The sequence below is a fragment of the Pedobacter sp. JCM 36344 genome (assembly GCF_046546555.1).
Lineage (GTDB): Bacteria > Bacteroidota > Bacteroidia > Sphingobacteriales > Sphingobacteriaceae > Pedobacter.
Map to the genome: position 1 here is coordinate 79,617 of NZ_JBKHKK010000014.1, position 24,700 is coordinate 104,316.

21 protein-coding genes and 1 pseudogene are annotated in these 24,700 nt (G+C 40.3%); 13 read left to right on the forward strand and 9 right to left on the reverse strand.

Annotated features, from left to right (window positions below):
* Positions 1 to 141: 141 nt before the first annotated feature.
* Positions 142 to 999 (forward strand): MBL fold metallo-hydrolase, encoded by an 858-nt coding sequence (locus ACHFIZ_RS14020; RefSeq protein WP_410886897.1) that lies wholly within the window; start codon positions 142 to 144, stop codon positions 997 to 999.
* On the opposite strand, the gene ACHFIZ_RS14025 is transcribed toward ACHFIZ_RS14020, so the two are convergent.
* Entirely contained in the window at positions 970 to 1,224 is a 255-nt protein-coding gene (locus ACHFIZ_RS14025) for a DUF2238 domain-containing protein (protein ID WP_410886899.1), read from the reverse strand. The two genes, ACHFIZ_RS14020 and ACHFIZ_RS14025, sit on opposite strands and share 30 nt — an antisense overlap.
* Before the next feature lie 404 nt (positions 1,225 to 1,628).
* Here ACHFIZ_RS14025 and ACHFIZ_RS14030 point away from each other — a divergent pair, with 404 nt between their 5' ends.
* The 3 genes and pseudogenes from ACHFIZ_RS14030 to ACHFIZ_RS14040 form a co-directional block, all read left to right on the forward strand.
* A complete protein-coding gene (locus tag ACHFIZ_RS14030; RefSeq protein WP_410886901.1) occupies positions 1,629 to 2,384 on the forward strand; it encodes a GDSL-type esterase/lipase family protein in 756 nt (251 codons plus the stop codon).
* A gap of 56 nt (positions 2,385 to 2,440) precedes the next feature.
* Complete coding sequence (locus ACHFIZ_RS14035; protein ID WP_410886903.1) at positions 2,441 to 2,881, forward strand: GNAT family N-acetyltransferase; 441 nt, start codon at positions 2,441 to 2,443, stop codon at positions 2,879 to 2,881.
* A gap of 263 nt (positions 2,882 to 3,144) precedes the next feature.
* Positions 3,145 to 3,363 (forward strand): annotated as a pseudogene (locus tag ACHFIZ_RS14040) (thioredoxin family protein); the annotation flags it as partial.
* Between the two features lie 59 nt (positions 3,364 to 3,422).
* Here the strand turns inward: ACHFIZ_RS14040 and ACHFIZ_RS14045 are convergent.
* From ACHFIZ_RS14045 to ACHFIZ_RS14055, 3 genes are all read right to left on the reverse strand, one after another.
* Positions 3,423 to 4,118 (reverse strand): hypothetical protein, encoded by a 696-nt coding sequence (locus tag ACHFIZ_RS14045; RefSeq protein WP_410886904.1) that lies wholly within the window; start codon positions 4,116 to 4,118, stop codon positions 3,423 to 3,425.
* Positions 4,119 to 4,162: 44 nt separating this feature from the next.
* Positions 4,163 to 4,348, reverse strand: coding sequence for a hypothetical protein (locus ACHFIZ_RS14050; RefSeq protein ID WP_410886906.1), 186 nt, complete (start codon positions 4,346 to 4,348; stop codon positions 4,163 to 4,165).
* Between the two features lie 336 nt (positions 4,349 to 4,684).
* Complete coding sequence (locus ACHFIZ_RS14055; protein ID WP_410886908.1) at positions 4,685 to 7,921, reverse strand: amidohydrolase family protein; 3,237 nt, start codon at positions 7,919 to 7,921, stop codon at positions 4,685 to 4,687.
* 72 nt (positions 7,922 to 7,993) lie between these two features.
* On the opposite strand from ACHFIZ_RS14055, the gene ACHFIZ_RS14060 reads away from it, so the two are divergent.
* From ACHFIZ_RS14060 to rplT, 8 genes are all read left to right on the forward strand, one after another.
* A complete protein-coding gene (locus ACHFIZ_RS14060) occupies positions 7,994 to 9,886 on the forward strand; it encodes an ATP-dependent DNA helicase RecQ (RefSeq protein WP_410886910.1) in 1,893 nt (630 codons plus the stop codon).
* 4 nt (positions 9,887 to 9,890) lie between these two features.
* Positions 9,891 to 10,601, forward strand: coding sequence for a head GIN domain-containing protein (locus ACHFIZ_RS14065; protein ID WP_410886912.1), 711 nt, complete (start codon positions 9,891 to 9,893; stop codon positions 10,599 to 10,601).
* Between the two features lie 3 nt (positions 10,602 to 10,604).
* Complete coding sequence (locus tag ACHFIZ_RS14070) at positions 10,605 to 11,903, forward strand: MFS transporter (RefSeq protein WP_410886914.1); 1,299 nt, start codon at positions 10,605 to 10,607, stop codon at positions 11,901 to 11,903.
* Positions 11,903 to 12,640 (forward strand): (Fe-S)-binding protein, encoded by a 738-nt coding sequence (locus ACHFIZ_RS14075; protein ID WP_410886915.1) that lies wholly within the window; start codon positions 11,903 to 11,905, stop codon positions 12,638 to 12,640. The genes ACHFIZ_RS14070 and ACHFIZ_RS14075 overlap by 1 nt, the downstream gene beginning before the upstream one ends.
* Before the next feature lie 76 nt (positions 12,641 to 12,716).
* Positions 12,717 to 14,642, forward strand: a complete 1,926-nt coding sequence (gene thrS, locus ACHFIZ_RS14080; protein ID WP_410886917.1) for a threonine--tRNA ligase — start codon at positions 12,717 to 12,719, stop codon at positions 14,640 to 14,642.
* Between the two features lie 12 nt (positions 14,643 to 14,654).
* The gene (gene infC / locus ACHFIZ_RS14085) at positions 14,655 to 15,224 is read left to right on the forward strand and encodes a translation initiation factor IF-3 (RefSeq protein WP_410886919.1); all 570 of its coding nucleotides are present in this window, start codon (positions 14,655 to 14,657) and stop codon (positions 15,222 to 15,224) included.
* A gap of 28 nt (positions 15,225 to 15,252) precedes the next feature.
* On the forward strand, positions 15,253 to 15,453 hold the full coding sequence (rpmI, locus tag ACHFIZ_RS14090) for a 50S ribosomal protein L35 (protein WP_410886921.1): 201 nt from the start codon (positions 15,253 to 15,255) through the stop codon (positions 15,451 to 15,453).
* Between the two features lie 74 nt (positions 15,454 to 15,527).
* Complete coding sequence (gene rplT / locus ACHFIZ_RS14095) at positions 15,528 to 15,872, forward strand: 50S ribosomal protein L20 (RefSeq protein ID WP_410886923.1); 345 nt, start codon at positions 15,528 to 15,530, stop codon at positions 15,870 to 15,872.
* Between the two features lie 54 nt (positions 15,873 to 15,926).
* Here the strand turns inward: rplT and bioD are convergent, their stop codons facing one another.
* Genes bioD through ACHFIZ_RS14110 form a run of 3 tightly spaced genes read right to left on the reverse strand, consistent with a single transcriptional unit; the run spans position 15,927 to position 18,467 of the window.
* A complete protein-coding gene (gene bioD, locus ACHFIZ_RS14100) occupies positions 15,927 to 16,538 on the reverse strand; it encodes a dethiobiotin synthase (protein WP_410886925.1) in 612 nt (203 codons plus the stop codon).
* Between the two features lie 12 nt (positions 16,539 to 16,550).
* Positions 16,551 to 17,681 carry an aminotransferase class I/II-fold pyridoxal phosphate-dependent enzyme gene (locus tag ACHFIZ_RS14105; RefSeq protein WP_410886927.1) on the reverse strand — a complete coding sequence of 377 codons (1,131 nt, stop codon included), beginning with the start codon at positions 17,679 to 17,681 and terminating at the stop codon, positions 16,551 to 16,553.
* Between the two features lie 9 nt (positions 17,682 to 17,690).
* A complete protein-coding gene (locus ACHFIZ_RS14110; protein WP_410886929.1) occupies positions 17,691 to 18,467 on the reverse strand; it encodes an XRE family transcriptional regulator in 777 nt (258 codons plus the stop codon).
* A 135-nt stretch (positions 18,468 to 18,602) separates the two neighbouring features.
* Here ACHFIZ_RS14110 and ACHFIZ_RS14115 point away from each other — a divergent pair, with 135 nt between their 5' ends.
* On the forward strand, positions 18,603 to 18,953 hold the full coding sequence (locus ACHFIZ_RS14115; RefSeq protein WP_410886931.1) for a GIY-YIG nuclease family protein: 351 nt from the start codon (positions 18,603 to 18,605) through the stop codon (positions 18,951 to 18,953).
* A gap of 51 nt (positions 18,954 to 19,004) precedes the next feature.
* On the opposite strand, the gene ACHFIZ_RS14120 is transcribed toward ACHFIZ_RS14115, so the two are convergent.
* The gene (locus ACHFIZ_RS14120) at positions 19,005 to 22,172 is read right to left on the reverse strand and encodes a tolB protein precursor (protein WP_410886933.1); all 3,168 of its coding nucleotides are present in this window, start codon (positions 22,170 to 22,172) and stop codon (positions 19,005 to 19,007) included.
* A gap of 34 nt (positions 22,173 to 22,206) precedes the next feature.
* Positions 22,207 to 24,663 (reverse strand): penicillin-binding protein 1A, encoded by a 2,457-nt coding sequence (locus ACHFIZ_RS14125; protein ID WP_410886935.1) that lies wholly within the window; start codon positions 24,661 to 24,663, stop codon positions 22,207 to 22,209.
* Between the last annotated feature and the right edge of the window lie 37 nt (positions 24,664 to 24,700).

Sequence of the window (24,700 nt, forward strand, 5' to 3'; positions counted from 1 at the left end):
AGATAATAAAGAAATCTCCCCAATTCGTGAATGGTATTTTTCGTAATCAAAATGAAACACCCACATTTACAGGAGGGGCACATTTTTTAAAGTTATGTATACTTGCTATTTGTGAAGCATGAACGTAAAGCTCCTGATTTTATGTTGCCCACAGTAAAACGTGATTTCAAAGTGACAGCTTCAGATAAACCTGAACTTACCTGGTTTGGCCACTCGTCTTATCTCTTACAGGTGAATGGCGTAAATATTTTGGTTGATCCTATTTTTTGCGGCAGAACTTCTCCAGTGAGTTGGGCGGGTGCTAAAGCTTTTGATGGAGCAGATATTTATAAAGCAGAGGATATGTCACGTATCGACGTGATGCTGATTAGCCACGATCATTATGATCACCTGGATTACGAAACGATTTTAAAATTGAAAGATAGGGTAGGTGTGTTTGTGACCTCACTAGCGGTAGGTGCTCATCTTGAATATTGGGGCGTTCCTGCGGAGAAAATAAAAGAGTTAGACTGGTGGGAGAGGGTAAAGCTGGGCTCTGATGTTCAGTTTATCGCTGCTCCTGCAAGGCGTTTTTCGGGACGTGGAATCGTACGTAATAAAACACTATGGTCTTCCTTCATATTTAAATCAGGTAATTCTAGTATTTATCTGGGAGGAGATTCTGGTTATGATAAACATTTTGCAAAGATTGGTAATGATTACGGTCCTTTCGACTTGGCGATTTTAGATAATGGACAGTATAATACATCCTGGGCCAATATTCATATGATGCCAGAGGAAACCGCAAAGGTGGCGATCGAGCTGAAAGCCAAGGTATTGTTTCCCGTCCACTGGGGTAAATTTTGTCTTGCAACTCATGCATGGGATGAGCCTATTGATAGGCTGCTGAAAATGGCTGAGATGTTGCATCTGAAAGTTATTACCCCAATGATAGGTGAAAAAGTGATTTTAAACAGTCTGATGCCGGCTTCACACTGGTGGGTTAAGCCGCGAAATTGACTTTTTCTGAATCTTGCTGAACAATAATACCGCAAGTGTTGCGCCAATCTGAGCAGTAAGCATGTCAGTTTGGGCATCCCAAATGTCACCCCGCGTGCCTAAGAAATCATCACCTGATTCTCCTGTATTGAGGGAAACTAACCATTTGATTAATTCGTGAAATGCACTTATGACCAGTGAAATGTTGCTAAACTTAAATTTCTTGTAGGTGAGAAATAGTATCATCACTCCCAGGAATACTGGGATGCATTCCAGGAATTAGGTGAATATCTCTTTGCTACCGATAACGCATGCTACAGAAGCAGTTAAGACCCAGCGAAGGTATCAGCAGCTGCCGGGAGTTTTGGATTGGCAGGTTATGATGCGAAATTTTCGAGAAACTGACCCAAATCGGCATGATGAAATGGCCCAACAACATGGAGTATAAGAACTAGCCGACTACCAAAGAAGGCATTGCAAGCATGACAAAAAATAATTCGTTTAACAGTAAAACAACTGTTACATTAGTGTGTTAGAACTAAGTCAAACTATAGGGGTATATATTGACGAATAGTTGGAGCAGGCTTCGTTAGAGGTCTGCTTTTTTTATTAATTCGTTGCTCAATTAACCGCGATAACCAAATAACAAGATGAATAACAATTCCCGTAGAAACTTCCTAAAAAGCTCCATTCTTTTAACTGCAGCAGCCGGACTCCCAACAATTGAAAGTGCAACCAATCGCTTTAACCCCTCAACCTATATCACAGATTTAAAAATATTATTTCAGGGGGATTCAATTACTGATGGAAATCGTACCAGAAATAACGATTGGAATCATCTCATGGGGCATGGCTATCAATACATCATATCCAGTAAGTTGTGGTTTGAACAGCCGGAACGCAAGTTCCACTTCATAAACCGTGGAGTTAGCGGACACAAAGTTCCTGATCTCGCCGCTAGATGGCAAACAGATACCTTGGATATCGATCCAGATGTATTAAGTATCTTAATAGGGATTAATGACGCCAATGAAGCAGTAAAAGACAATCCCCTTTATACAACGGAAAGTTACAAAGAAGGTTATCGCGACCTATTGATCAGAACCAAAAAAGACAATTCCAATATCAAATTTGTGATCTGCGAGCCGTTTCTTTTACCGGTGGGTACCATAAAGGACAAATGGAATCGCTGGCATGAGGAGGTTAGTGCCCGACAAGTTGTGACAAAGGCTATTGCTCAAGAATTCGATGCGGTATTTGTACCCTTTCAAAGCGCATTCGATGAAGCCCTTAAAAAAGCCCCTGCAGATTACTGGATCTGGGATGGAATTCACCCAATGCCTGCAGGTCATGAATTGATGTCGAGGGAATGGTTAAAAGCTGTTAAGAAAGCTAAGTCGTTCTAGTAGCTTTTGCTAGTTTTCAAAGCTTCCTATTTTCTGATAGCTATCTTTGCAGTACTATGATGATCATACCTGCCTCAGTCCAAGACCACGATGAACTTCTTAACGTTTGGGAGGTCTCTGTAAGAGCTACGCATGACTTTCTTGGCGAAGATGATATCCAAGCTTATAAACAGCTAATAGGAGGGAACTACTTTGAAAATTTGGATTTGTATTTCGTTAAGAAGAAGAACACAATTGCTGGTTTCATCGGGCTGCAAGATAAGTTGATTCAAATGTTATTTGTTCATCCGGCTTTTATGAAGCAAGGCATTGGAAAAACCCTCATCAATTTTGCCATCCTTGAACGTAATGTCACTCAAGTCGACGTGAACGAACAAAATGCCCAGGCGCTGAGGTTTTACAAAAGTTTAGGATTTGAAGCATTTGATCGATTCGAAACCGACCACGCAGGGAAGCCTTTTCCAATTTTAAGCCTGTCTTTAAAATCAAATCAATAATATATTTACTGCCAAATACAATAAACAATTTATTAGAGCGCCTGTATAATTGAGAGCGTTAATTTTAATTAGTGGGAATGTTTAAATTGATCATTCCCGCTTTTTAATTAGATAGCCTATCTGAAACGCTCCGTATTATAGAACAAATCCTATCTTCGATCTGTTCAATCTACAAATTAAAACTGATGGCTAAGTTCCAAGATATTATAAATGCAGAAAAACCTGTTCTAGTAGGTTTCTCTGCAGAATGATGTGGTCCCTGCAAAATGATGGTGCCAATTTTATCGCAGATAAAAACTATGCTAGGAGAGACAGCAACTATTTTGAAAGTGGACGTAGACAAGAATCCGGAAGTATCCAAGCAATTTAACATCCAGGGAGTGCCTACGCTAATCCTATTTCAAAATGGTGCTATTAAGTGGCGAAAAAGCGGAGTAATTCAAGCTAATCAGCTTAAAGGAATTATCGAGAGTTTCACTTAGCTAATTTTAAATGGCGATTATTCTGGTTGATATGGGATTGGTAACCAGCAGGAAACTATTTAATTGAAGGAGGAGTGCCAATGGTCACCACAACCTCTTTTCCCTTTTTTGGGTTTTACATATTCAGAATTATCATCACTTATTTTTCCAAGCATAAACATTGTGGTCACTATAATTTCAGGAGTGTTGTCGTTGATCTTTTTCAATAATTGTAGTAATTGCGTGGCATTAGCTGCCGAGTAAATTTGTCTATCATTTCCAAGCAACACTTTTGGAACAACACAAGAATGACCGTTGACTATGCTTTTTGAGAAGTAACTGCCAAAAACAGGCTTTTCGTGGAAGAGGCTCTCAATCACTTCATAACTTGAATTATCGGAAATAAGTAAGGCTTGCTGACCATCGGTACCAGAATCTTTTACCGTTTCGAACTTATACCTTCCAGACGCAGTTGACCATCCTTCAGGATTCTTTTGCTCAAATGAGCTGTTTAGTAAGAGTACTTTCTGCCAGAATTCATTTTCCTCTATCTCGAGCGTAAAGTTATCCACCCAAACTTTCCCTTCACCAACTAAGAAAGCACCAGATACAAAACCTTTTGCATCGACGTAAATTGTTTCGGCTATTTCATAGGGTTTCCATTCTTTCGATTTTACAGGTCTATCATCCATGTTGTTGAAAAAGCCACGATCATTTATTTCACGATCTACTCTCACCCAAATCTGACCTTGACCATTTATAACCTCAGTTCTCATCCAACCCTTTAACCTGAATTTTTCCCCTCGGTATGCTACTGGATCTAGAGATAGCTTGTTGTTACGCCAAACTTTGCGCTTCTAGGATCTTTAATCTTAATATTGCGATTTGTTCTTGCACTTTTATACAAGCTTCCATCGTTACCTATGCCGTAATGCTGCCATGTGATCTCTTTCAACCCTTCTATATTGGTCGGTGTAATTGATTTTGTGTCGAAAGACTTTGCCATTTTGTTTTGCACGATCAGAACCGACGGCGCAATGGGATTGAATAACCATTAAGTTTTTTGAAGCTCTTTTTGATTGCTCGCATTCTCTACCTCCTTGCTTCCGTAGTAAATAAATTTTTCCCAGTTTAGGTTTGCTGCTTCGTCCGAAGGATGGAAATATCTGACATACCCACAAAGTTTACTGAAAGCTTCAAGATTGGGAACCTTTTGTTTTTGAGAAATTTTCTGGCAGTTTACTGTAAAAAAGGAGAACAAGCATCTCAGGAAGCGGAAAGGTCAGTACTTCTGTTTATTCTTTCATCTACAGATGATTGTAGAATATTTCTATTAGTCGCTCTAATCGCAGTTCGGTACGGTGTAAGTCCAGGTTTCAGAGGTTCTTGTTGGGAAGCTGTACATCATCCCCTTTCCACTTTCAAACCAAAGTTTTCCCCTCAATTTCTCGCGACCGCCGATCTCATTCATTGATAGACTGTCATACAGGCGACCGTTGATCATCACGTACTTTATTTTCTCGGAGTTTCTGATGTCTTCCAGTGGGTTTGCATCCATGATCACTAAATCTGCAAGCTTTCCAGTTTCAAGAGAGCCGATTTCTTTGTCCATACCAAGATAAGAGGCTCCATGTATAGTCGCATTTCTAATTGCTTGCAATGGGCTCATGCCGCCCTGAACAAACATCCATAGCTCCCAGTGTGCACCTAATCCCTGAATCTGACCATGGGCTCCAAGATTTATTTTGGTGCCTCCATCAGCAATCTGCTTAACTGCTTTGGAAACATCGATATGTCCGTAATCTCCATATTCAGAGGTAGTTCTTCTTCTCGCACGCGAATCTATGATTGGACGGGGAGTAAAGGCCATCAATCGCTCATTCTCCCAAACGTTGGTGCGGTCGTACCAGTAGTTTTCTCCCCATTGGGCGCCGTAGCTTACAATAAGGGTAGGGGTGTAACCGACATTTGTCTTGTTCCATAAGGACAACACATCTTTATACACCGGGGCAACAGGTAGGCTGTGCTCAATTCCGGTATGACCGTCAACAATCATATTCATATTGGTGAAAAATGTGGAGCCTCCCTCTGGAACCACTTCCATTTTAAGGAGTCGTGCAGCTTCCAATATCTGCTGGCGCTGGTCTCTGCGTGGCTGGTTGTATGACTTCACGGAAAAGGCACCAACAGCTTTCAGTCTACGGAGGTGAGAAAGAGCATCATCAAGGCTATTAATTACCACCTTGAAATCTCCGTCTGCTCCATATAAGATGGAACCTGTAGAATACAAGCGGGGACCGACTAATCGTCCGGCTTTGATCATTTCAGACTGGCTGAATACCATCTCAGTATTGCTCGAAGGGTCATGAGCTGTAGTTACTCCAAAGGCGAGGTTAGCTAGGTATGACCAGTCTTGCTGCGGTGATATTCCATCCGGACTAGTCCTTAAATGTGCATGGACATCAACAATACCGGGCATTATGGTTTTTCCGGTAACATCAACTACGCGTGCAGTTGCCGGAACTGCGACATCTCCAACTTTTCCGATTGCAATGATCTTGTTATTTTCAATTAGTATTGTACCTTCTTCAATTACGTCGTCACCTTTCATGGTAACAATCCTGGCACCTTTTAGTGCAGTGATACCAGTAGGGGCGTCAGACTTAAGCTGTAACCCCATTGCGATGCCTGTGCTGTCTAGTGCGGGTAGCTTTTGTGGCGCTCCTTCAACGAAGTTAAAAGTGTTCTTGATCTCTCTCGAAAAGTATTGGTCGCCAAGGGTCCAAAATAGTTTGTTACTGTCCCCGCTCCAATGCAGGTACGTTCCGGCATCTTTAGTGACTTTTATCAGGGGAATAGATTTGTTACCAGAAGATAGATCCAGCGCTGTTCCAGTGGTCACCATTGGGGTAATGTACACATTGAAAAGTTCTGTAAAAGCCATCCACTTTCCATCAGGACTAGGGGAGAACTGGGTAGCATATGTTGAGGTGTAATGCGTTCTTTCATTTGAACCTATTACGTCTATACTTTTTAATGCTTTTTTGCCAGCATCATAACCCTGGAAAAAAATACGGCTGTCATCGGCGTTGAACTGTGGCTTTATGCCACTTTCAGATACTAATGTTTTTGCACCGCCGTTAACCGACATCACAAAAATACCGGTCCCCTTACCATAAGCATATCCAAGCACATCATTCCCAACACCTTTTCTGAATACAATTCGGTCTCCTTTAGTGGAGTAGGATGGTGAGTAATAAAAGCCCTTTTCATCAGTAAGGGTAGTTGTTTTTCCTGTTTTAAGATCAGCCCTTTTGATCGCGCCTTTAAACTCATCATTCCATGCGCTATAAATAACAAATTTGCCATCCGGACTGATATCGGGCTCAAATTCAAAATCAAAGCCTGCAGTGATCCGTTCCGGTTTGCCATTAGGAAGTTCCTTTTTGTAAAGTACCCCAACAGCATTAAATACTACGAATTTGCCATCTGCTGAAGTGGTGAGTTGTCTGATCATTTTTGAGGTAAAGTCACCTTCAAAAACCTGATGTGGGAAATGCAGTGACTCCTGAACAATTTGCTTGCTACTTACTTTAAAAGGAATCTCTACAGTTACCAGAGAGGCCAGTTCAATCTTTTTCAACTTCCCTTTGGCATAAAAGATGATATTTCGGTTATCTGGAGTCCAGGCAAAATTTGGATACACGCCAAAGATGGCCCAGGTTTCTTGCTGGTCGTGGCTAAGGTCTTCCGTAAGCGGCCATTCTTCGCCAGTGCTTAAGTTTTGCACATATAAGACAGATTTTAACCTGACTCTTTTTACGTAGGCCATCATCTTACCGTCCGGTGAAACCTGAGGACGTACAGCTCCACCGTCTTGTACGATCAGGTTTGTCAACCTTCCCGTGGTCATGTCAAGCTGTCGAATGGCATAGATCAATCCATTGGGATCTTTGCTGTATTCGAAATTAGGGCCAGGCGAGACATCTTCACTGAAATATAAATAGCGACCGTCTGGAGAAACATTTGGCTCGCCAGCATCTTGCTGGTCATTTTTTCTTTTAGTTAGTTGCACGCCATCGCCACCGTAAATGCTATACATCCACATTTCTCCTGCACCTAAAGAACGGGTTCCTGTGAAATGCTTACGTGCGATCAAATAATCACTTTTTGGTGTCCAGGTAGCATTATTTAATAATCTGAAGTTTTCTTTGGTGATCTGTTTCTTATTTGAACCATCTCGGTTCATGATCCAGATATTGTCTGCCCCATTTTTGTCGCTGGTATAGGAAATATATTTTCCGTTCGGACTGAATCTTGGCTGAACATCCCAGGCAATGCCGCCGCTCAAAATAATGGCGTTGCCACCGGCGATCGGCATGATGTAAATGTCTCCTAGTAGATCAAATACAATTTCCTTTCCATCTGAACTTACGTCTAGGTTCATCCAAGTACCTTCATCGGTATCTATCGTAAAACTTTTGGTCGGTCCTTTGAATTTTTCTATGTCCCAGGTTTTTTCCTGTGCTTGAGAGAGCTGCGATAAGAATAGTGCAGTTATAAGTAAAAGTCTTCTCATAAATCTAGGTAGTAATATGCGGTGCAATTTACAATAATATCAGTTCAATTTTATAGTTTTGGATGGTATTGTATGAACGAAGCGGAGCTATTAAAACGATATTGGGGATTTGACAATTTTAGGCCATTACAGGATGAAATCATTCACTCCGTACTAGATGGTCATGATACGTTGGCCTTAATGCCAACAGGTGGTGGCAAGTCCCTTTGCTTTCAACTTCCTGCTTTGGCTATGGATGGAATTTGCGTCGTTATTTCTCCGCTCATCGCCCTAATGAAGGATCAGGTGGAGCATTTGAAAGCTAAAGGTATTGAGGCTGTTGCAATTTATGCGGGAATGGGTAAAAGGGAGATTGACATCCTGTTAGACAACTGTATCTATGGCAAAATCAAATTTTTATACCTGTCGCCGGAACGGTTACTTTCTGAACTGGTAAAGGTCAGGATTTCTTATATGAATGTTAACCTGATAGCTGTTGATGAGGCTCATTGTATCTCTCAGTGGGGATACGATTTCAGACCATCTTATTTAAAAATCAATGAGCTTAGAGAAATACATCCCCAGGTGCCGGTATTGGCGCTCACGGCAACTGCTACGCAGCGGGTCAGATTGGATATAGCTGAGAAATTAAATCTAAGATCAGCAAACGTTTTTGTGAAAAGTTTTGCGCGGAAGAACCTCAGTTATGTAGTTTTAGGCGATGAAGACAAGTATAAGCGTCTGATCAAGATTATTAAAAATGTTAAAGGAAGTGGGCTTGTTTATGTTCGGAACAGGCGTGAGACTACTGAAGTTGCACTGTTTCTGCAGAGAAATGGGATATCTGCAGATTTCTATCATGCGGGAATAGAAAGAGAAGAACGGTTTACTAAGCAGGCTTCCTGGAAGGAGAATAAGATTCAGGTTATAGTGGCAACCAATGCGTTTGGGATGGGTATTGATAAGCCAGATGTGCGTTTTGTAGTGCATCTTGATCTGCCGGAGAGTTTGGAAGCCTATTACCAGGAAGCTGGTAGAGCTGGTAGGGACGGGAACAAATCTTATGGTGTTTTACTGGCGAATAAGTCAGACCAATTGGCATTGGAGTCTAAATACGCTAATAGTTTTCCATCAGTGGAGGAGATAAAAAAAGTTTACCACGATTTGGGAAGCTATTTTCAGCTTGCTTATGGCGCGGGAGAAGGTATTACTTGTGACTTTGATCTTGCGGATTTTTGTAAGCGCTTTACTATAGGTGTGGTTAAGGCTATGGCGGCATTGAAATTTTTAGAGCATGATGGCTATGTAACTTTGTCGGAAAACATTTTCCTGCAATCCAGGGTTCTATTTCTTGTGGGTCATGAGGATGTTTACCGGTTTCAGATCGAAAACGTGGCATACGACAAAGTAATTAAGGCTATTTTAAGATCTTATGGGGGGGCATTTGATGTGTATGTAAAGATCCAGGAATCTGAAATCGCAAAGAAAACGGGTGGCTCTTTTAGAGATGTTATTCGTCAGCTACAGTTTTTGCAGGAGCAAAGGTTATTGTCATATTTACCACAAACGGATCAGCCCCAACTTCAATTTGTTAGGGCGAGGGTAGATCGCTTGCATTTGGATGTGGATGTAAAATATATTGAGTTGCGTAAAAAGGTACAGGCTGATCAAATCAAGGCTGTAATGGCCTATGCCATTAAATTCGAATGCAGGAGTATTCAATTGCTCAGTTATTTCGATGAGGTAGGTGCAGAAAAATGTGGTGTCTGCGATATTTGCCTTGCAGAAAAAAAGGCTGACGATTACAAGCAACTCGATGACAGAATCGATTACGAGATCGCTACATTATTACAGACCCAATTTTATGGGCTTGCTGATTTGGTCAATGATATTACGTTAGGGACAGAGCAGGAACGACTCGGGAGGATTAGGGAGCTGCTGAATGCAGGTAAAATTAAAACAGACAGTAAAAATTATTATCTTTAAAAATATGAAAAAATTACTCGCCATTGTCTTGTTTATAACTGTTTTTTTGGCAGGATGCTCTTCAGGATGTATTGAAGATTCAGGTATTCGCATCGCCAATGGAAAAGTTGTAAAGCCTTTCGATGAAATTGAGGTCAATGGTGCAATCAGGTTGATTTTGAAACAAGACAGTACCTATTTGATTAAGATAGAAGCAGATTCTGCAATTATGGGGCGCATTGAAGTGGAGTCGAGTAGTTCCAAATTGACTTTAACGATGAAAGAAGGAGCGTATTGTGGTTCTGACTCCATTGTAATCTATGCCGGCATTGGTGAGTTGAAAGAGATTAAAGGCGCCGGTGCGATAAATGTTAGAAGCGAAGGCTTGATTAACGGAAAGGATTTAAAAATAGGTTTTTCTGGTTCATATGACGTTTCCCTCGACCTGAGTGTTGCCAAACTGGAGACCAATTTAGATGGAGGGGGTAAGCTTAATTTATCTGGACAGTCGGGAAGTCACAAGCTCACGACTACGGGGTCATCTGAAACCACCGCTTACAATTTTATTGCAGGTGTTTATGATATACACATTACAGGAAATGGTAAGGCCAGTATAAATGTGTTGAATGAGCTTATTGTCAAAACTGATGGTTCGAGTGAAATTTACTATAAAGGGAATCCAAAAAAGATTGATGAAAAGAAATCAGGATCTGCGAAGTTAGAAAAAGTCAACTAGATAATGAAGAACGATAGGAAAGTTATTAGATCCTGGGCATTCTTCGACTGGGCGAATTCTGCTTACAATTTAGTAATTACTTCGACTATTTTTCCAGCGTACTACACCATAATCACCACGACCAAACAACATGGTGATCAAGTTAGTTTTTTTGGTTTCCAATTCACTAACACCGCACTATCTAATTATGCGCTTTCATTTGCGTATTTATTGATGGTTATCGTATTGCCAATATTTTCTTCGATTGCGGATTACCGGGGCAATAAAAAAACCTTTATGAAGTTTTTTACTTATATGGGCGGATTTGCCTGTATGGGATTGTTCTTTTTTAGATTAGAAACCTTGGAAACAGGGATAATTTGCTTCGTGATTGCGGCCATGGGGTATATCGGTGGCGTGTTAATTAGCAATTCATATTTACCGGAGATTGCCACACCAGATCATCAAGATCAGGTTAGTGCGAAAGGCTTCGCGTTCGGATATATTGGAAGCGTCGTACTGCAATTAATCTGCTTTTTTTTTGTCCTGAAGCCTGAGTTGTTTGGAATTACAGATGCTTCATTCCCCGCAAGACTTTCATTTTTATTGGTAGGGATATGGTGGATTGCTTTCGCGCAAATCCCGTTTAAGAACTTACCTTCGGGAAATATTGGCTCCAAGAAGATCAATAAGAACGTTGTGAAAAATGGATTTCAGGAATTGAAGAAAGTCTGGAGCCAACTTTCGGGAATGCACTTTATGAAGCTTTTTCTTTTAGCTTTCTTTTTTTACTCCATGGGCGTACAAACTATTATGCTTGCTGCCGCTGGGTTTGGAGAGAAGACTTTAAAATTGGGTACGTCCAAACTTATTGCCACCATATTGATCATACAACTTGTTGCGATCTTAGGTGCTATACTAATGTCTTATTTCGCAAAAAAGATTGGAAATGTCAGGGTTTTGATCTATGTTGTTATAATTTGGATTGGCGCTTGTTTTTGTGGTTATTATGTGGCTAACGAATATCAGTTCTATGCTCTGGCTGCACTTGTAGGTTTGATTATGGGAGGTATACAGTCGCTATCCAGATCAACCTATTCTAAATACATTCCAGAAGATAGTCGGGATACCACTTCGTTTTTCAGTTTCTATGATGTTACTGAAAAACTCGCAATAGTTATTGGTTTGTTTAGCTTTGCATTTATTGAGGAGGTCACTGGAAGTATGCGAAATTCTATTATCGCCTTAGCAGGGTTTTTTGTAATAGGATTGGTGTTCTTATTTTTGCTTAAAAATATTGAAAAGAAACTAGCTGTGATTTAATGAGAGTAGAATTATTTGTGCCATGTTTCGTGGATCAGTTATATCCTGAAACAGCATTTAACACCATAAAGTTGTTGGAGAAGTCGGGTTGTGAGGTGTTTTACAATTCATCACAGACCTGTTGTGGTCAGCCAGCTTATAATGCCGGTTACTGGGAGCAGGCTAAAGAAACCGGGAACAAGTTTTTGACTGATTTCTCTGAAACTGATTACATTGTTGCGCCATCAGCATCCTGCGTTGGAATGGTGAAAAGTGGATATAACGATCTGTTTACTAATACTACTCTTCATAACAAATGCAGAAATATACAAGCTAATATTTTTGAGTTATCTGACTTTCTGGTCAATGTGCTTAAAAAGGACTATTTCGGGGCAGAGCTTGAGGGCAAGGCTGTTTATCATGATTCTTGCAGCGGATTAAGGGAGTGTAAGATCAAAGAAGAGCCTAGGCTATTGCTCTCGAAAGTGCATGGATTGGAGATGGTAAAAATGAAAGAGACGGATATGTGTTGCGGTTTTGGCGGTACGTTTTCGGTGAAGTTTGATGCTATTTCTTCTGCTATGGCTGAGCAGAAAGTAAATAATGCCCTCGAACAAGGTGCAGAATATGTGATTTCCACAGATTTATCATGTCTGATGCATCTCCAGGGCTATATTGATAAGAATGAAATTCCTCTAAAGACGATGCATCTAGCCGATGTATTGGCAAACGGCTGGTTAGAAAGTTCAGAATATTAGCTAACTTTGAGTTAATGATCACATTGTAGGTGATTTGATATTTAATTTTTTATAAATTTTTAAATCATAGTTGTAGATGATTAACATTACTTTACCTGACGGCTCTAGTCGTCAGTACGAAAAGGGCATTTCTGCCCAACAAATTGCATTATCCATTTCTGAGGGGCTTGCCCGGAACGTATTAGCTGCTGAAGTTGATGGCGAAATATGGGATTCTTCGAGACCGATTGAGTCGGATTCCTCTGTTAAATTGCTAACCTGGAATGATGCCGCGGGCAAATCTACCTTCTGGCATTCATCAGCCCACATTATGGCTGAAGCTCTGGAAGAACTTTACCCAGGAACTAAATTTGGTATTGGTCCGGCAATCGAAACAGGATTTTATTATGACGTCGACTTCGGCGACAGAGAATTCTCGTCAGATGATTTTAAAGCTATCGAGGCTAAGATCATTGAATTAGCAAAAAGGAAGGAGGTTTTTGAACGTAGAGCTGTTTCTAAAACTGATGCGATAGCATATTTTACTGAGAAGGGTGATGAGTACAAATTAGACCTTTTAGAGGGGCTTGAAGATGGAAAAATAACTTTCTATACACAGGGTGAGTTTACAGATCTTTGTCGCGGACCGCATATTCCAAACACAGGTTTCATTAAAGCTATTAAGCTGATGAACGTTGCCGGGGCCTATTGGAGAGGTGATGAGACTAGGAAACAGCTGACTAGGATTTACGGCGTTACTTTTCCTAAAGCGACTGAGCTTACTGAGTATCTTCACATGATTGAAGAGGCTAAGAAAAGGGATCACAGGAAATTAGGTAAGGAGTTAGAGCTTTTTGCTTTCTCCGAGAAAGTAGGAATGGGCTTGCCGTTGTGGTTGCCGAAAGGTGCTGCTTTGCGTGAACGATTGGTGCAATTCTTAACTAAGGCGCAGGCTAAAGCTGGTTATGAGCAAGTAGTTACACCACATATAGGCCACAAGAATTTGTACATTACCTCTGGGCATTATGAAAAATATGGTAAGGATGCTTTCCAGCCGATAAAGACACCACAGGAAGGCGAAGAATTTTTCCTTAAACCGATGAATTGTCCGCATCACTGCGAGATCTATAAAGTGAAGCCGCGTTCCTATAAAGATCTTCCATTGCGTTTTGCTGAGTTTGGTACTGTTTACCGATATGAACAAAGCGGGGAGCTTCACGGGCTTACGCGCGTTCGTGGGTTTACTCAGGATGATGCACACTTATTTTGCAGACCGGATCAGGTTAAAGAAGAATTTCAAAAGGTTATTGACCTTGTATTGTATGTGTTTAAGTCATTAGGCTTTAACAATTATACCGCTCAGGTATCTTTGAGAGACCCTGAGAACAAGTCTAAATATATCGGTAGTGATGAAAACTGGTACCTGGCAGAATCTGCTATTATTGAAGCGACTGCCGAAAAGGGATTGCCGACCGTAGTTGAATACGGCGAGGCTGCGTTTTACGGTCCAAAGCTGGATTTCATGGTAAAGGACGCTTTAGGTAGGAAATGGCAGCTTGGAACGATCCAGGTTGATTACAATTTGCCCGAGCGCTTTGAATTGGAATACACAGGAAGTGACAATCTGAAACACAGACCAGTGATGATCCACAGGGCGCCGTTCGGATCACTCGAAAGATTCATCGCGGTGCTTATTGAGCATTGTGCCGGTAATTTCCCGTTGTGGCTTTCACCAGAGCAATTTATTATTCTTCCGATCTCTGAAAAGTATGAAGAATATGCGAAAAAAGTTTCAGATGAATTAAATAATTCCGATATTCGCGGGCTGATTGACTTTCGAGATGAAAAGATTGGAAGAAAAATTAGAGACGCAGAGATTAGAAAGACGCCTTACATGTTGATTATTGGAGAGAAAGAGATGGCCGAAGGTCGGCTGTCTGTTAGGAAACATGGTGAGGGAGATTTAGGATCGATGACGTTGCAAGAGTTTAGTGAATTATTAATTAAAGAAATAACAATTTAACAGCATACAAATTTGGCATTAGGCAGACCAGGATTTAATAGGGGACCACGTCCTCCTTTTAAGAAAAAAGAAGCAGAACATAATATTAATCAGTATATCAGAGCTCAAGAGGTGAGGTTAGCTGGAGATAATGTTGAACCGGGGATTTATCCTTTGGCAAAAGCTTTGGCCATTGCCGATGAATTAGAACTTGACCTGGTAGAGATCTCACCAAATGCTGTTCCTCCTGTATGTAGAATAATCGATTACAGTAAGTTCGTTTACGAGCAAAAGAAGAAGCAGAAAGAGATTAAAGCTAATGCGAAACAAACTGTAATTAAGGAGATTAGATTTGGACCTAACACTAATGACCACGATTTTCAGTTTAAGCTAAAACATGCGGTAAGCTTTTTAGAAGCCGGTGAGAAGGTTAGGGCTTACGTTCATTTTAAAGGTAGAGCAATCGTTTACAAAGAACAGGGAGAGATCTTGTTGTTGAAATTTGCTCAGGCTTTGGAAGATGTAGGAAAAGTAGAATTATTACCTAAGTTGGAAGGTAAGCGGATGTTTTTAACGCTGGCTCCAAAAGTTGCTAAGAAATAACAATAAATTAAATAAATAGAAACAGGTTATGCCAAAAATGAAAACCAATTCCAGTGCTAAAAAGCGCTTTTCGCTTACTGGAACAGGTAAAATCGCTAGAAAGAACGCATACAAAAGCCACATCTTAACAAAGATGTCGACTAAACGTAAGCGTAATTTAGGTCACACCTCAATGGTGTCAGCTGCTGACACGGGCAACGTTAAACGTATGCTTGCAATCGGTAAATAATTAAATTTTTAACCAGGTAACAGGTAGTAAGTTTGCTGTGATACGCAACGCCTTTTGTCAAAAACAATTAAAACATGCCACGTTCGGTAAACGCAGTAGCTTCGAGAAGAAGAAGGAAAAAGGTTCTTAATTTAGCTAAAGGCTATTGGGGATCAAGAAGCAAGGTTTTCACCATTGCTAAAAATACGGTAGAAAAAGGTTTGCAATATGCATACCGTGACCGTAAAGTTAAGAAAAGAGAATTTCGTGGATTGTGGATTCAGCGTATTAACGCCGGAGCTCGTCAGCACGGTATATCTTACTCTCAATTGATTGGTAAGTTAGCTGTTAAAAATATTGGATTGAACCGTAAGGTACTTGCTGACTTAGCAATGAATCATCCAGAGGCTTTCAAAGCAGTAATTGATGCAGTAAAATAGACATCATAACTTATGTTAAAGAAGGGAGGCGATTAGCTTCCCTTTTTTTATGAGTTATAATTCCAAATATTCAGAAGCTTGTTTAATAGATTCTTTGCTAATAATTTCAAGTTCAGGGATATAACCTAATATATTAAGGTCACTGTATTGTTTGATGTAACGCTCAGTTTCGATATTTGAAATGCCGTTGAAGATAATGCCTTTAATTGCGATTCCTCTTGCTTTCAGTGCTTCAATACTCAATAATGTGTGATTTATACTTCCCAAGTAGTTTTGGGAAATAAGAATTACTTTTATATTTAAGGATTTGATGTAATCGATTATAAGCTCCTGATTGTTTAACGGAACCATTAAGCCCCCCGCACCTTCGATAATCAAATCATTAGTTGTTGTAGGAGTTTGTAGTTTACGGATGTTGATGTCAACTTGATCTAACTTCGCAGATAAGTGGGGAGAAAGTGGGTGAGTTAATTTAAAGGCTTCTTCGTGAATGACAGTTTTGCTATTGCTTATCAGACTTTTGATTATCAAACTGTCGCTTTGATCCAAATCGCCCGATTGGATTGGCTTCCAATAATCTGCTCGTAGTTTTTCTGTAAGTATGGCGCTGACGATTGTCTTTCCTATGCCGGTTCCGATTCCGGTAACAAAAAAAGTAATGCTCATTTATGTAGTTTTTTAAATATTTAGTTCTTTGAGTTGAAGCACCAACCTGTTGATCTCTTCATCTGTGTTAAATAAATGAAGACAGATTCTAATTCTTTCCTTTCCTTCTAAAACTGTCGGACTCAGGATTGGTCTTACATCCAAACCATTGGCTTGCATTTTGGCTGCTGCATTCTTTGCATTGACATTACCTGGGAATATCATAGTTTGTATGGCACTTGGACTGAATGTGATGTTTGCCAGGTTGAGCTGAATTGATAGCTGAGTAAAGTAGGTAATCTTTTGTCGCAGTTTTGCTGAGTAATCTACTGTTTGTAACAATTGATAAGCATGCTTTATTGCCACTATATTGTGAAGCGGGGCTGCAGTTGTATATATAAATGAACGAGCAAAGTTGACGAGATATTCTCGTAGATTTTGACTTCCTAATACAATTGCACCATGACATCCCAGCGCCTTTCCAAATGTAACCACTTTAGCAAAGACCTCCTGTTCCAAGTTTAACGCTTGAACTAAACCTTTCCCTTTTTCCCCAAATACGCCGGTAGCATGAGCTTCATCGACGATCAGGCTAGCCGCATAGGTTTTACATAGATCGGAAATTTCTCGTAGTGGCGCGATGTTTCCATCCATAGAATAGACACTTTCTACAATTACGTAAGTGACGCCCTTTGCTAACTTAAGCTTTTCTTCAAGCTGATGAAGATCATTGTGCCGGAAAGTGTACCTATTAGCATGGGTAAGTCTTACACCATCTATTAGGCTGGCATGAATGAATTCATCACAAATAAACGTGTCACCTTTTTGACCGAGGCTCGATAATAGCCCTACATTGGCATCATAGCCAGAGTTGAAGATAAGGCCACTTTCTGCGTTGTGAAAGCTTGCGATAAAATTTTCTGTTTCTTCAGTGTAGCTAGTATTTCCACTAAGAAGGCGTGAACCGCCTGATCCATTGGGATTACCAAATAATGCATCATTTTCAGTCTTGATTGCTGTTCTAAGATTAACGGATTTGGCAAAGCCAAGATAGTCATTTGAACAGAAATCTACGGGTAAAGTAGAAGAGGATAGCTTCCTTAAGGAGTCATTCTCTTTTCGTTGCCAGAGTTTGAACTGAATGAATTCTTCTGCGTTGATCATGCAGTTTTTCTAGTTCTTGTTAATCTGAGAAATTGACTTTTGCATTTGTGACATCATTGTAGTAAGCGTCTCGATAGTTGGCTCGGGAGTAGGATTAGGTAAGGTTGAAGAGATATAGGCTTTGGCTTTCCAGATCTCGAGGATATCTTCGGAAGCAATTGTATAGGCGTCATAGACTTTGTTGTCAGAGATCAACTTCAGTTCTTTATTTTCCTTGAAACGATTTCCTGCGCGTTTGTAGACAACTCCTTCATTTTTACTGACGACCACGTAAGTTTCTCCAACTTTGACTTCGTTCCAGTTATCTAGGTACTCTCCAAGGATGATACTACCAGACTGAATTGGGAGCATAGAATCTCCAATGATCTCAAATGCGCGAAATGTTCCATTTTTCAGGAAGGGAAGTGGCAACTGGAATTTCTGAAGTTCTTGTACATACTGCGGATCAGAAAATCCGTTTAGGTAACCCGCACTGGCTTTTACCGGAACCATTTCAATATTTTCATTATCGTCTTTGTCTACCGTAATACTTAGAATGCGCAGGTTCGAGCCTTGACTCTTTGGTTTTGGCTTCCAGTTGTCATTGACTGTTTCGTTAATAAACTCATCGATAGTTAAGTCAAAATACTCTGCTATTCTTTTTAGTAAATCATATTTCGGTTCCGCACGGTCTTCTTCATAGGCACCGATCAATGATCTTTTAATTTCCATTACATCAGCGAATTGTTGCTGTGTATGGCCTTTTTTCTTTCTTAAGTACTTTAGGTTACCGGAAATATTTGACATAAAATAAAAGTTTAAAATAAAATTGTTTTTACTAAAAAAGTTAGTATTATTGTGCCAATAAAGTTAGCAATATTTATTTGTTAATACAACAAGCGACTAATTTAATTAGTTTATGCCAATTAATTGTTAAGAGTTATGAAAAAGTTCGTTTACATTGTTACCGATAGGAACCGCACAAGTTTACACGTGGGAATGAGTTCTGATCTCATTAAGACCCTGGATTTTTACAAGCAAATGCCTTGTTTATTTTTTGACAGTGGCCAGCAATTGACTCGACTAGTTTACTTTGAAGAGTTCAAAACTGAGGAGCAAGCACTTAATCGCTTTAAGTTAATGAGCAGATTTACGAGGACTCAAAAAGAACGCGTGGTAAGGTCATGCAATCCTGACTGGATAGATCTTACGATAGGCTTAGACTTTGAGCACATCATGTCATCCAAAAAGATGGTGAATCAAGTTAATTTACCGTTCAGCATAATGTCCTAAAAAAAGGGATTTGAGGTTCAGATCCCTTTTTTTTTAAAAAACTTTTGCCGACTACCAACCTGGTGCGAAGGTCAAGCCAAATACCCCGGTCTTTACATCTTTTCTTTGGAAGGGAATAGCGTAGTAAGGTTCTAAAATAAAATATCCAAATACGTTAACTCTCAATGAGATACCAACACTTAATGCCGGAACTCGTTCGTTAGTGGTTTGTGTAGTGATAACGTTTCCATTAGTATCAGTCACAGGTTGTCCATTTGCATCTCTAACTTCTTCAGTCACGTAGGTGGGCTGCCCTTTGAACACTACTTTCGACCCGTCACGCCATGCTAAACCTGCATCGAAGAAAAGGTTCAAATCGCTGAACAGAAATTTGGATGGAATTACAGCCAGCTTCTTAGGGCCGGTGAACGGCAATCGCATTTCAAAGTTAAATACCGCCATCTTACTACCTGACAGTTGATTGATATCAAAGCCGCCAGTACCGGAACTGTTGCTGTTGTAAAACGAATTGGCCTCATAACCTCTAATGAAGTATGGATATCCAACGAAAAGGGGATATAGGTTCTCACCATCTTTGCCAATCCTTAAGTAATTGAATGTTCTTGCCGCAAAAGTCACAGGCTTCGCCCTCAGGTACTTTCTTGCGTCAAGCGTTACTGCGGAAAATTTATAATCTCCAAAGTATTGCTCTACACCAATGCGATATCTGAATCCGTCTAAAGGAGAAGTAAGGCCAGTTATTGAATTGTCACCCACAAACGACGCGTTTAGCTGGAAAATCTTGAATGGATCTAGTGGAATGCCAAATTCACTCGTGGCATCATTGGTTTTTACTTTCCTCTTCTCGGAGGTCAGGTAAAAGCCATTGTAATCATAGTAATTACTGATCCGATCCACACGGTAGCTGTAATGGGATACCGCTGCGCCTGTTTCGAACCTATGAACTTTATTGAACGGATAGGATGCAAATAATTGCACCTTATCCTCAAATGTCCTGATTAAATTGGTTCGGTCATTGATAACATCGACTTTTTTTCCATCTGCATATTCAAGTTGATCCTGAACTACCTCTCTAAATCCGGTGACATACGGGATATGGGAGAATGCTACTCCCCAGTTAATTCTTTTCTGTTGATTGATGTAGCCAACTAACCCACCAAAGTCATAAATCTCTCCGTTTACAGACAGGTTAGCAATAATTTGATTTCTGCCAAGAATATCGCTAAACATACCTAATATACCCCCTTGTACGCCCGTTCCAAAACGACTTGTAGACACGCCGACTCCACTATTTGCAAGATAATCAAGTCTAAATTTCGGTTTGTAAGGAACAAGTTTCATTGAATCGGGACTTGTCTTTTCAAAGCGTTCGAAATTACTAAGATTGGAATTTACAATATCAACACCAGTAGTTTCTTTAGGTGGTAGTATTGCGGCATCAAAGTTTACCGCATTGGCGTCGACGGTTTTGGACCTAAAATTGTTTACCGGAGAGTTATAAAGTGTATAGCGCTGCGAGCGATAGTAACTGTAAATGATATCATCATTATTGGACACTGTCAGGGCAGGAGAGAACTCTGTGATACCACTGATACCTGTAAAATAGTCTGTAAGCTGCTTAACTGATTTATCCGCAAGATTATATTGGTATAGATTTCTGAAACCGTCTCTATTAGACAGGAAAAATAATGATTTACTATCTCCCGAGAATTGGGCATTTAAATTATTTGCACCCTGGAAAACAGGGACATCACTTAATTTTTTTGTAGAAATATCGTAGAATGTAAGATTGATAGGATGGACAGCGTTGGTGCCGTTAAGCCTCCTAGATGCCCTATCGGATGAGAAGGCGATAAGTTTCCCGTCTCGAGAATAGTTTGGTGCGTAATCAGAGAATTCGTCATTGGTGATTTGAGTAAGCTGTTCCGTCTTAATATTGTAGGAGAAGATATCACTCTGACCTTCGACCATCCCTGAAAAAGCAATATCTGTACCATTTGGCGACCATGTTAAGTTACCAAATTGTTCAACTTTCTCCATATCCGTGGTTAAAATCTGCTTGCCACTGGCAACATCAATGATCATCAATTCATTTCTTCCTTTACTAAAAATACTAAAGGCGAACTGTTTACTGTCTGGAGACCATGTACCTGCCGATTCGAGGAAGTTAAAATCGTCAATATGGGAATTTGCGACCTGACTGCTTAGCTTTCTAAGAATTTTTCCTGTTTTGGCTTCAGCCAGAAATAAATCAATTCCAAATAAATCCTTTTCGGAAAGGAAAGCAAGGTATTTACCATCAGGGCTGATTGATGGCGCTACGTTCATATTTCCTGCGTTCTTGTTGTCAATGATTTTGGTGCCACTTATTTTAATTTGGGAACTGTCGGCCTTTAGCATAGGACGATAATGCGACTCAATAGCATTTTTCCAAAGGCCCGAAAGTGTATTGTCATCGTAACCGAACGTATACTTTAGTCCATTCTCATAACCGAACCTTGCTGTGGCCTTGAAGAGAGGAACGATTGTCGTATCACCATATACTGAGCCTACAAAGGTCCAAAAGGCTTGTCCGTAGCGATAGGGAAAATATTTGTTTGAATTGGTCAGATCTTTCAATGAGGGGATATCCCTGTTAAGTAATGCATCCCGCATCCACATGGAAGTAAATGCATCGGTCTTGCCTACCGAGAGATATTCTGCCATACCTTCAACCATCCAAAGGGGAATCTGACTGATGCTTTCAATGCCTATGGAATCTTTCTCGAGAAGTATATGGTATTGGAAAGCGTGTACCAACTCGTGTCCAAGTACGTGCCTTGTCTGGTTATTTAATTCCATCACCGGCATAATTACCCTATTTTTCAACGCTTCCGTCACACCACCTGTACCTATACCAATTTCTCCCTGCAAGGCCGTTGTCTGCTGAAAATCAGGATGGTTGCTATACAAGATGACAGGATTCTTTTTAAGGAACGTATCTCTAAATATTTCCTGGTGCATTTTATACCAGGTCTCAGCATCCTCAGCAAACTTTTGTATAAGCTTTTCATTTTTTAAGTAATAATAAATCTCAAAGTGTGGGGTCTGTAAAACCTTAAACTTTTCGTTTTTATACCTAACTTTGTTTTGGCCAAAGTACTGTGCCTTCACAGATACTACAGATAACAAGGTGATGATAAGTATGGGAATAAATCGTCTCATTAAGTTGGCGTTCATTATCATAAGTGGTTAGTTTTAGCTTATTGTATATCTACTGATCATTATTCTTCTTCTCCTTTTCTTCCAGACGCTGCTTCCTTTTTAACTGTCTCTCTTCTTTTTTGGTAAGTGTAGCTTCAGTAGCTGGTTGTTTTACGGGTGTCTTTGCAGATTCAGAAGATTTATTCTCTTCAGTTTTTTGAGGTTGCACCTCTTCACTTGTTCCTTGTGGCTGCCCATCCGTCATCGGGGCATTGAACTCAGTTGAATCAACAGCAAGGCTGTCTGTAGATGTTGTATCTACTTCATACTTTGGAGTTGGGCAATTGATATCTACGGTGATCTTTACTTTTGCTTTCGGAAAGGGCCCCATCGTATAACCAGTGGAAGGATCTTTATAGACCTTCTCCATAAACTTTGCGAAAATTGGCAATGCCGTCCTTGATCCTTCACCTGTTTCACTATTCTTAAAGTGCGCAGTTCTTTCATCGCATCCAACCCATACACCAGTTACCAAATCCTTGGTAATGCCCATATACCAGGCATCTACGTAATCTGACGAGGTTCCGGTTTTGCCACCTATCTGGTTATTCTTTTTCCAGAGATCCCATTCCCAAAGTGCCTGAGAAGTGCCGCCAGGCTCTTCCATACCGCCGCGGAACATGTAAAGCATTAACCAGGAAATTTCTTCAGATAACGCCCGTTTGGTTTTAGCTTGAAATTCTTCTATTATATTGTCATTCAGGTCGGTGATTTTCTCTACAAGAATCGGATCGGTCTTAACGCCATCATTAAGGAAGGTTCCATAGGCCTTGACCATTTCAAAAACTGATACATCGTTTGGTCCCAAACTCACCGAGGGAACTGCAGCAAGGTGGCTATCTATGCCACATTCATGCGCCCATTTAACCACATTTTCCGGACCTACAGCTTCGGTTACCTGCGCGGTTACCGTGTTCACAGATTTTGCCATTGCCCAGCGCAGCGACATTTCTCTATAACTATTGCTCCAATCCGCATTTCTAGGTTCCCAATATTCTGTTTTCCCATTTTTCTGATATGGAATGCGGACGGGTTTATCCGTAAAAGTTGTGCAGGGACTCATACCCTGTTCCAGCGCAGCCAGATAGGCGAAAGGTTTGAAAGTAGAGCCTGCCTGACGCTTGGATTGATTCACATGATCGTATTTAAAGAATTGGTGGTCAATACCACCTACCCAAACTTTTATCTTGCCACTGAAAGGGTCGAGAGTCATCATTCCAGTGTTCAGGATCTTGCCATAATACCTGATAGAATCCATTGTAGAAAATAGCGTGTCACGATTGCCTTTCCAGGTAAAGATCTTCATCTTCTTTTTTCTATTGAAATACGCTTCAACGGAGTCCGGATTATCCTTGAATTTCTTTTCTAACACACTATAAATTGGAAGATTTTTCATTGCCCGATTAGGGTAATCAACTTTCTTCTTATCAGAATCCTCCCATGGATCTTCGTTGCCCCAAACACTATAAAAACGTCTTTGAAGTGTTTTCATTTGGTCAGCAACGGCTTCTTCCGCGTACTTCTGAAGTTTCGAGTCTATCGTAGTATAAATCTTCAAGCCGTCTTCGTAGAGGTCATAATTATTATCGGCACACCACTTTTCCAGATATTTGTCCACCGCTGCGCGCAGGTAGGAGTCATCTCTGCCGTTGTCAACACTTCCTTCTTTGATTTTGATTGGCGTTGTTTTAAAGCTGTCTAACTGCGCTGCACTGATGTAATTGTATTTATTCATCTGCGAAAGTGAAACGTTTCTTCTTTGGAGGGCTTTTTCGGGATTCTTAACCGGATTATATAATGATGTACCTTTGAGCATTCCAACTAGTAATGCTGATTCAGGAATATTCAAGGTATTCGGTTCTTTGTCAAAATAGATTCTTGAAGCAATTTTGATACCATACGCATTGTTTCCGAAAGAAACAGTATTGAGGTACATCGTGATGATCTCATTTTTAGAATAGTTGGACTCTAATTTAACCGCTGTAGACCATTCTTTGAGTTTTGCAATTATCGTACGAACCAAAGGGATTTTACTCAATAAACCCTGCGACTTGTTATATCTGGTGCGGTAAAGATTTTTAGCAAGCTGTTGAGTTATTGTACTTGCGCCGCGTTTATCGCCTATGGCTGTGGAAATTCCGCTCGACAGAAGAGAGCGAAAATCAATTCCCATATGTTTGTAGAAGCGGACGTCTTCGGTGGCAATTAGCGCATTAATTACACTTGGGGATATTTCTTCGAAGCTTACAGGAGTTCGGTTTTCCTTATAATATCGACCGATTAATTTGCCGTCAGAAGTATATAATTCAGAACCCACTCGCTGCGTTGGAATCTTGATGTCTTTAACTGAAGGGGAATAACCAAATAACCATAAGAAGTTGATTTGTAGGGCGCAAAAGAAGATTATAATTGAGTATAGAAGAATAACAGGGTACCGGATATATCTATTGCGAATTTCTTTAAACATGGATATAAAGATCAAAAAAAACGTAAAACTGTGGGTG

Bases quoted from the DNA above. Each gene is read 5' to 3' on its own strand.
- rplT (WP_410886923.1), top strand. From the start codon at position 15,528: ATGCCACGTTCGGTAAACGCAGTAGCTTCGAGAAGAAGAAGGAAAAAG.
- ACHFIZ_RS14070 (WP_410886914.1), top strand. From the start codon at position 10,605: ATGAAGAACGATAGGAAAGTTATTAGATCCTGGGCATTCTTCGACTGG.
- ACHFIZ_RS14055 (WP_410886908.1), bottom strand. From the start codon at position 7,921: ATGAGAAGACTTTTACTTATAACTGCACTATTCTTATCGCAGCTCTCT.
- ACHFIZ_RS14125 (WP_410886935.1), bottom strand. From the start codon at position 24,663: ATGTTTAAAGAAATTCGCAATAGATATATCCGGTACCCTGTTATTCTT.
- ACHFIZ_RS14030 (WP_410886901.1), top strand. From the start codon at position 1,629: ATGAATAACAATTCCCGTAGAAACTTCCTAAAAAGCTCCATTCTTTTA.
- ACHFIZ_RS14025 (WP_410886899.1), bottom strand. From the start codon at position 1,224: ATGATACTATTTCTCACCTACAAGAAATTTAAGTTTAGCAACATTTCA.
- bioD (WP_410886925.1), bottom strand. From the start codon at position 16,538: ATGAGCATTACTTTTTTTGTTACCGGAATCGGAACCGGCATAGGAAAG.
- thrS (WP_410886917.1), top strand. From the start codon at position 12,717: ATGATTAACATTACTTTACCTGACGGCTCTAGTCGTCAGTACGAAAAG.
- rpmI (WP_410886921.1), top strand. From the start codon at position 15,253: ATGCCAAAAATGAAAACCAATTCCAGTGCTAAAAAGCGCTTTTCGCTT.
- ACHFIZ_RS14020 (WP_410886897.1), top strand. From the start codon at position 142: ATGTTGCCCACAGTAAAACGTGATTTCAAAGTGACAGCTTCAGATAAA.
- ACHFIZ_RS14115 (WP_410886931.1), top strand. From the start codon at position 18,603: ATGAAAAAGTTCGTTTACATTGTTACCGATAGGAACCGCACAAGTTTA.
- ACHFIZ_RS14045 (WP_410886904.1), bottom strand. From the start codon at position 4,118: ATGAGAACTGAGGTTATAAATGGTCAAGGTCAGATTTGGGTGAGAGTA.
- ACHFIZ_RS14110 (WP_410886929.1), bottom strand. From the start codon at position 18,467: ATGTCAAATATTTCCGGTAACCTAAAGTACTTAAGAAAGAAAAAAGGC.
- ACHFIZ_RS14120 (WP_410886933.1), bottom strand. From the start codon at position 22,172: ATGAACGCCAACTTAATGAGACGATTTATTCCCATACTTATCATCACC.
- ACHFIZ_RS14065 (WP_410886912.1), top strand. From the start codon at position 9,891: ATGAAAAAATTACTCGCCATTGTCTTGTTTATAACTGTTTTTTTGGCA.
- ACHFIZ_RS14060 (WP_410886910.1), top strand. From the start codon at position 7,994: ATGAACGAAGCGGAGCTATTAAAACGATATTGGGGATTTGACAATTTT.
- ACHFIZ_RS14050 (WP_410886906.1), bottom strand. From the start codon at position 4,348: ATGGCAAAGTCTTTCGACACAAAATCAATTACACCGACCAATATAGAA.
- ACHFIZ_RS14105 (WP_410886927.1), bottom strand. From the start codon at position 17,681: ATGATCAACGCAGAAGAATTCATTCAGTTCAAACTCTGGCAACGAAAA.
- ACHFIZ_RS14075 (WP_410886915.1), top strand. From the start codon at position 11,903: ATGAGAGTAGAATTATTTGTGCCATGTTTCGTGGATCAGTTATATCCT.
- ACHFIZ_RS14035 (WP_410886903.1), top strand. From the start codon at position 2,441: ATGATGATCATACCTGCCTCAGTCCAAGACCACGATGAACTTCTTAAC.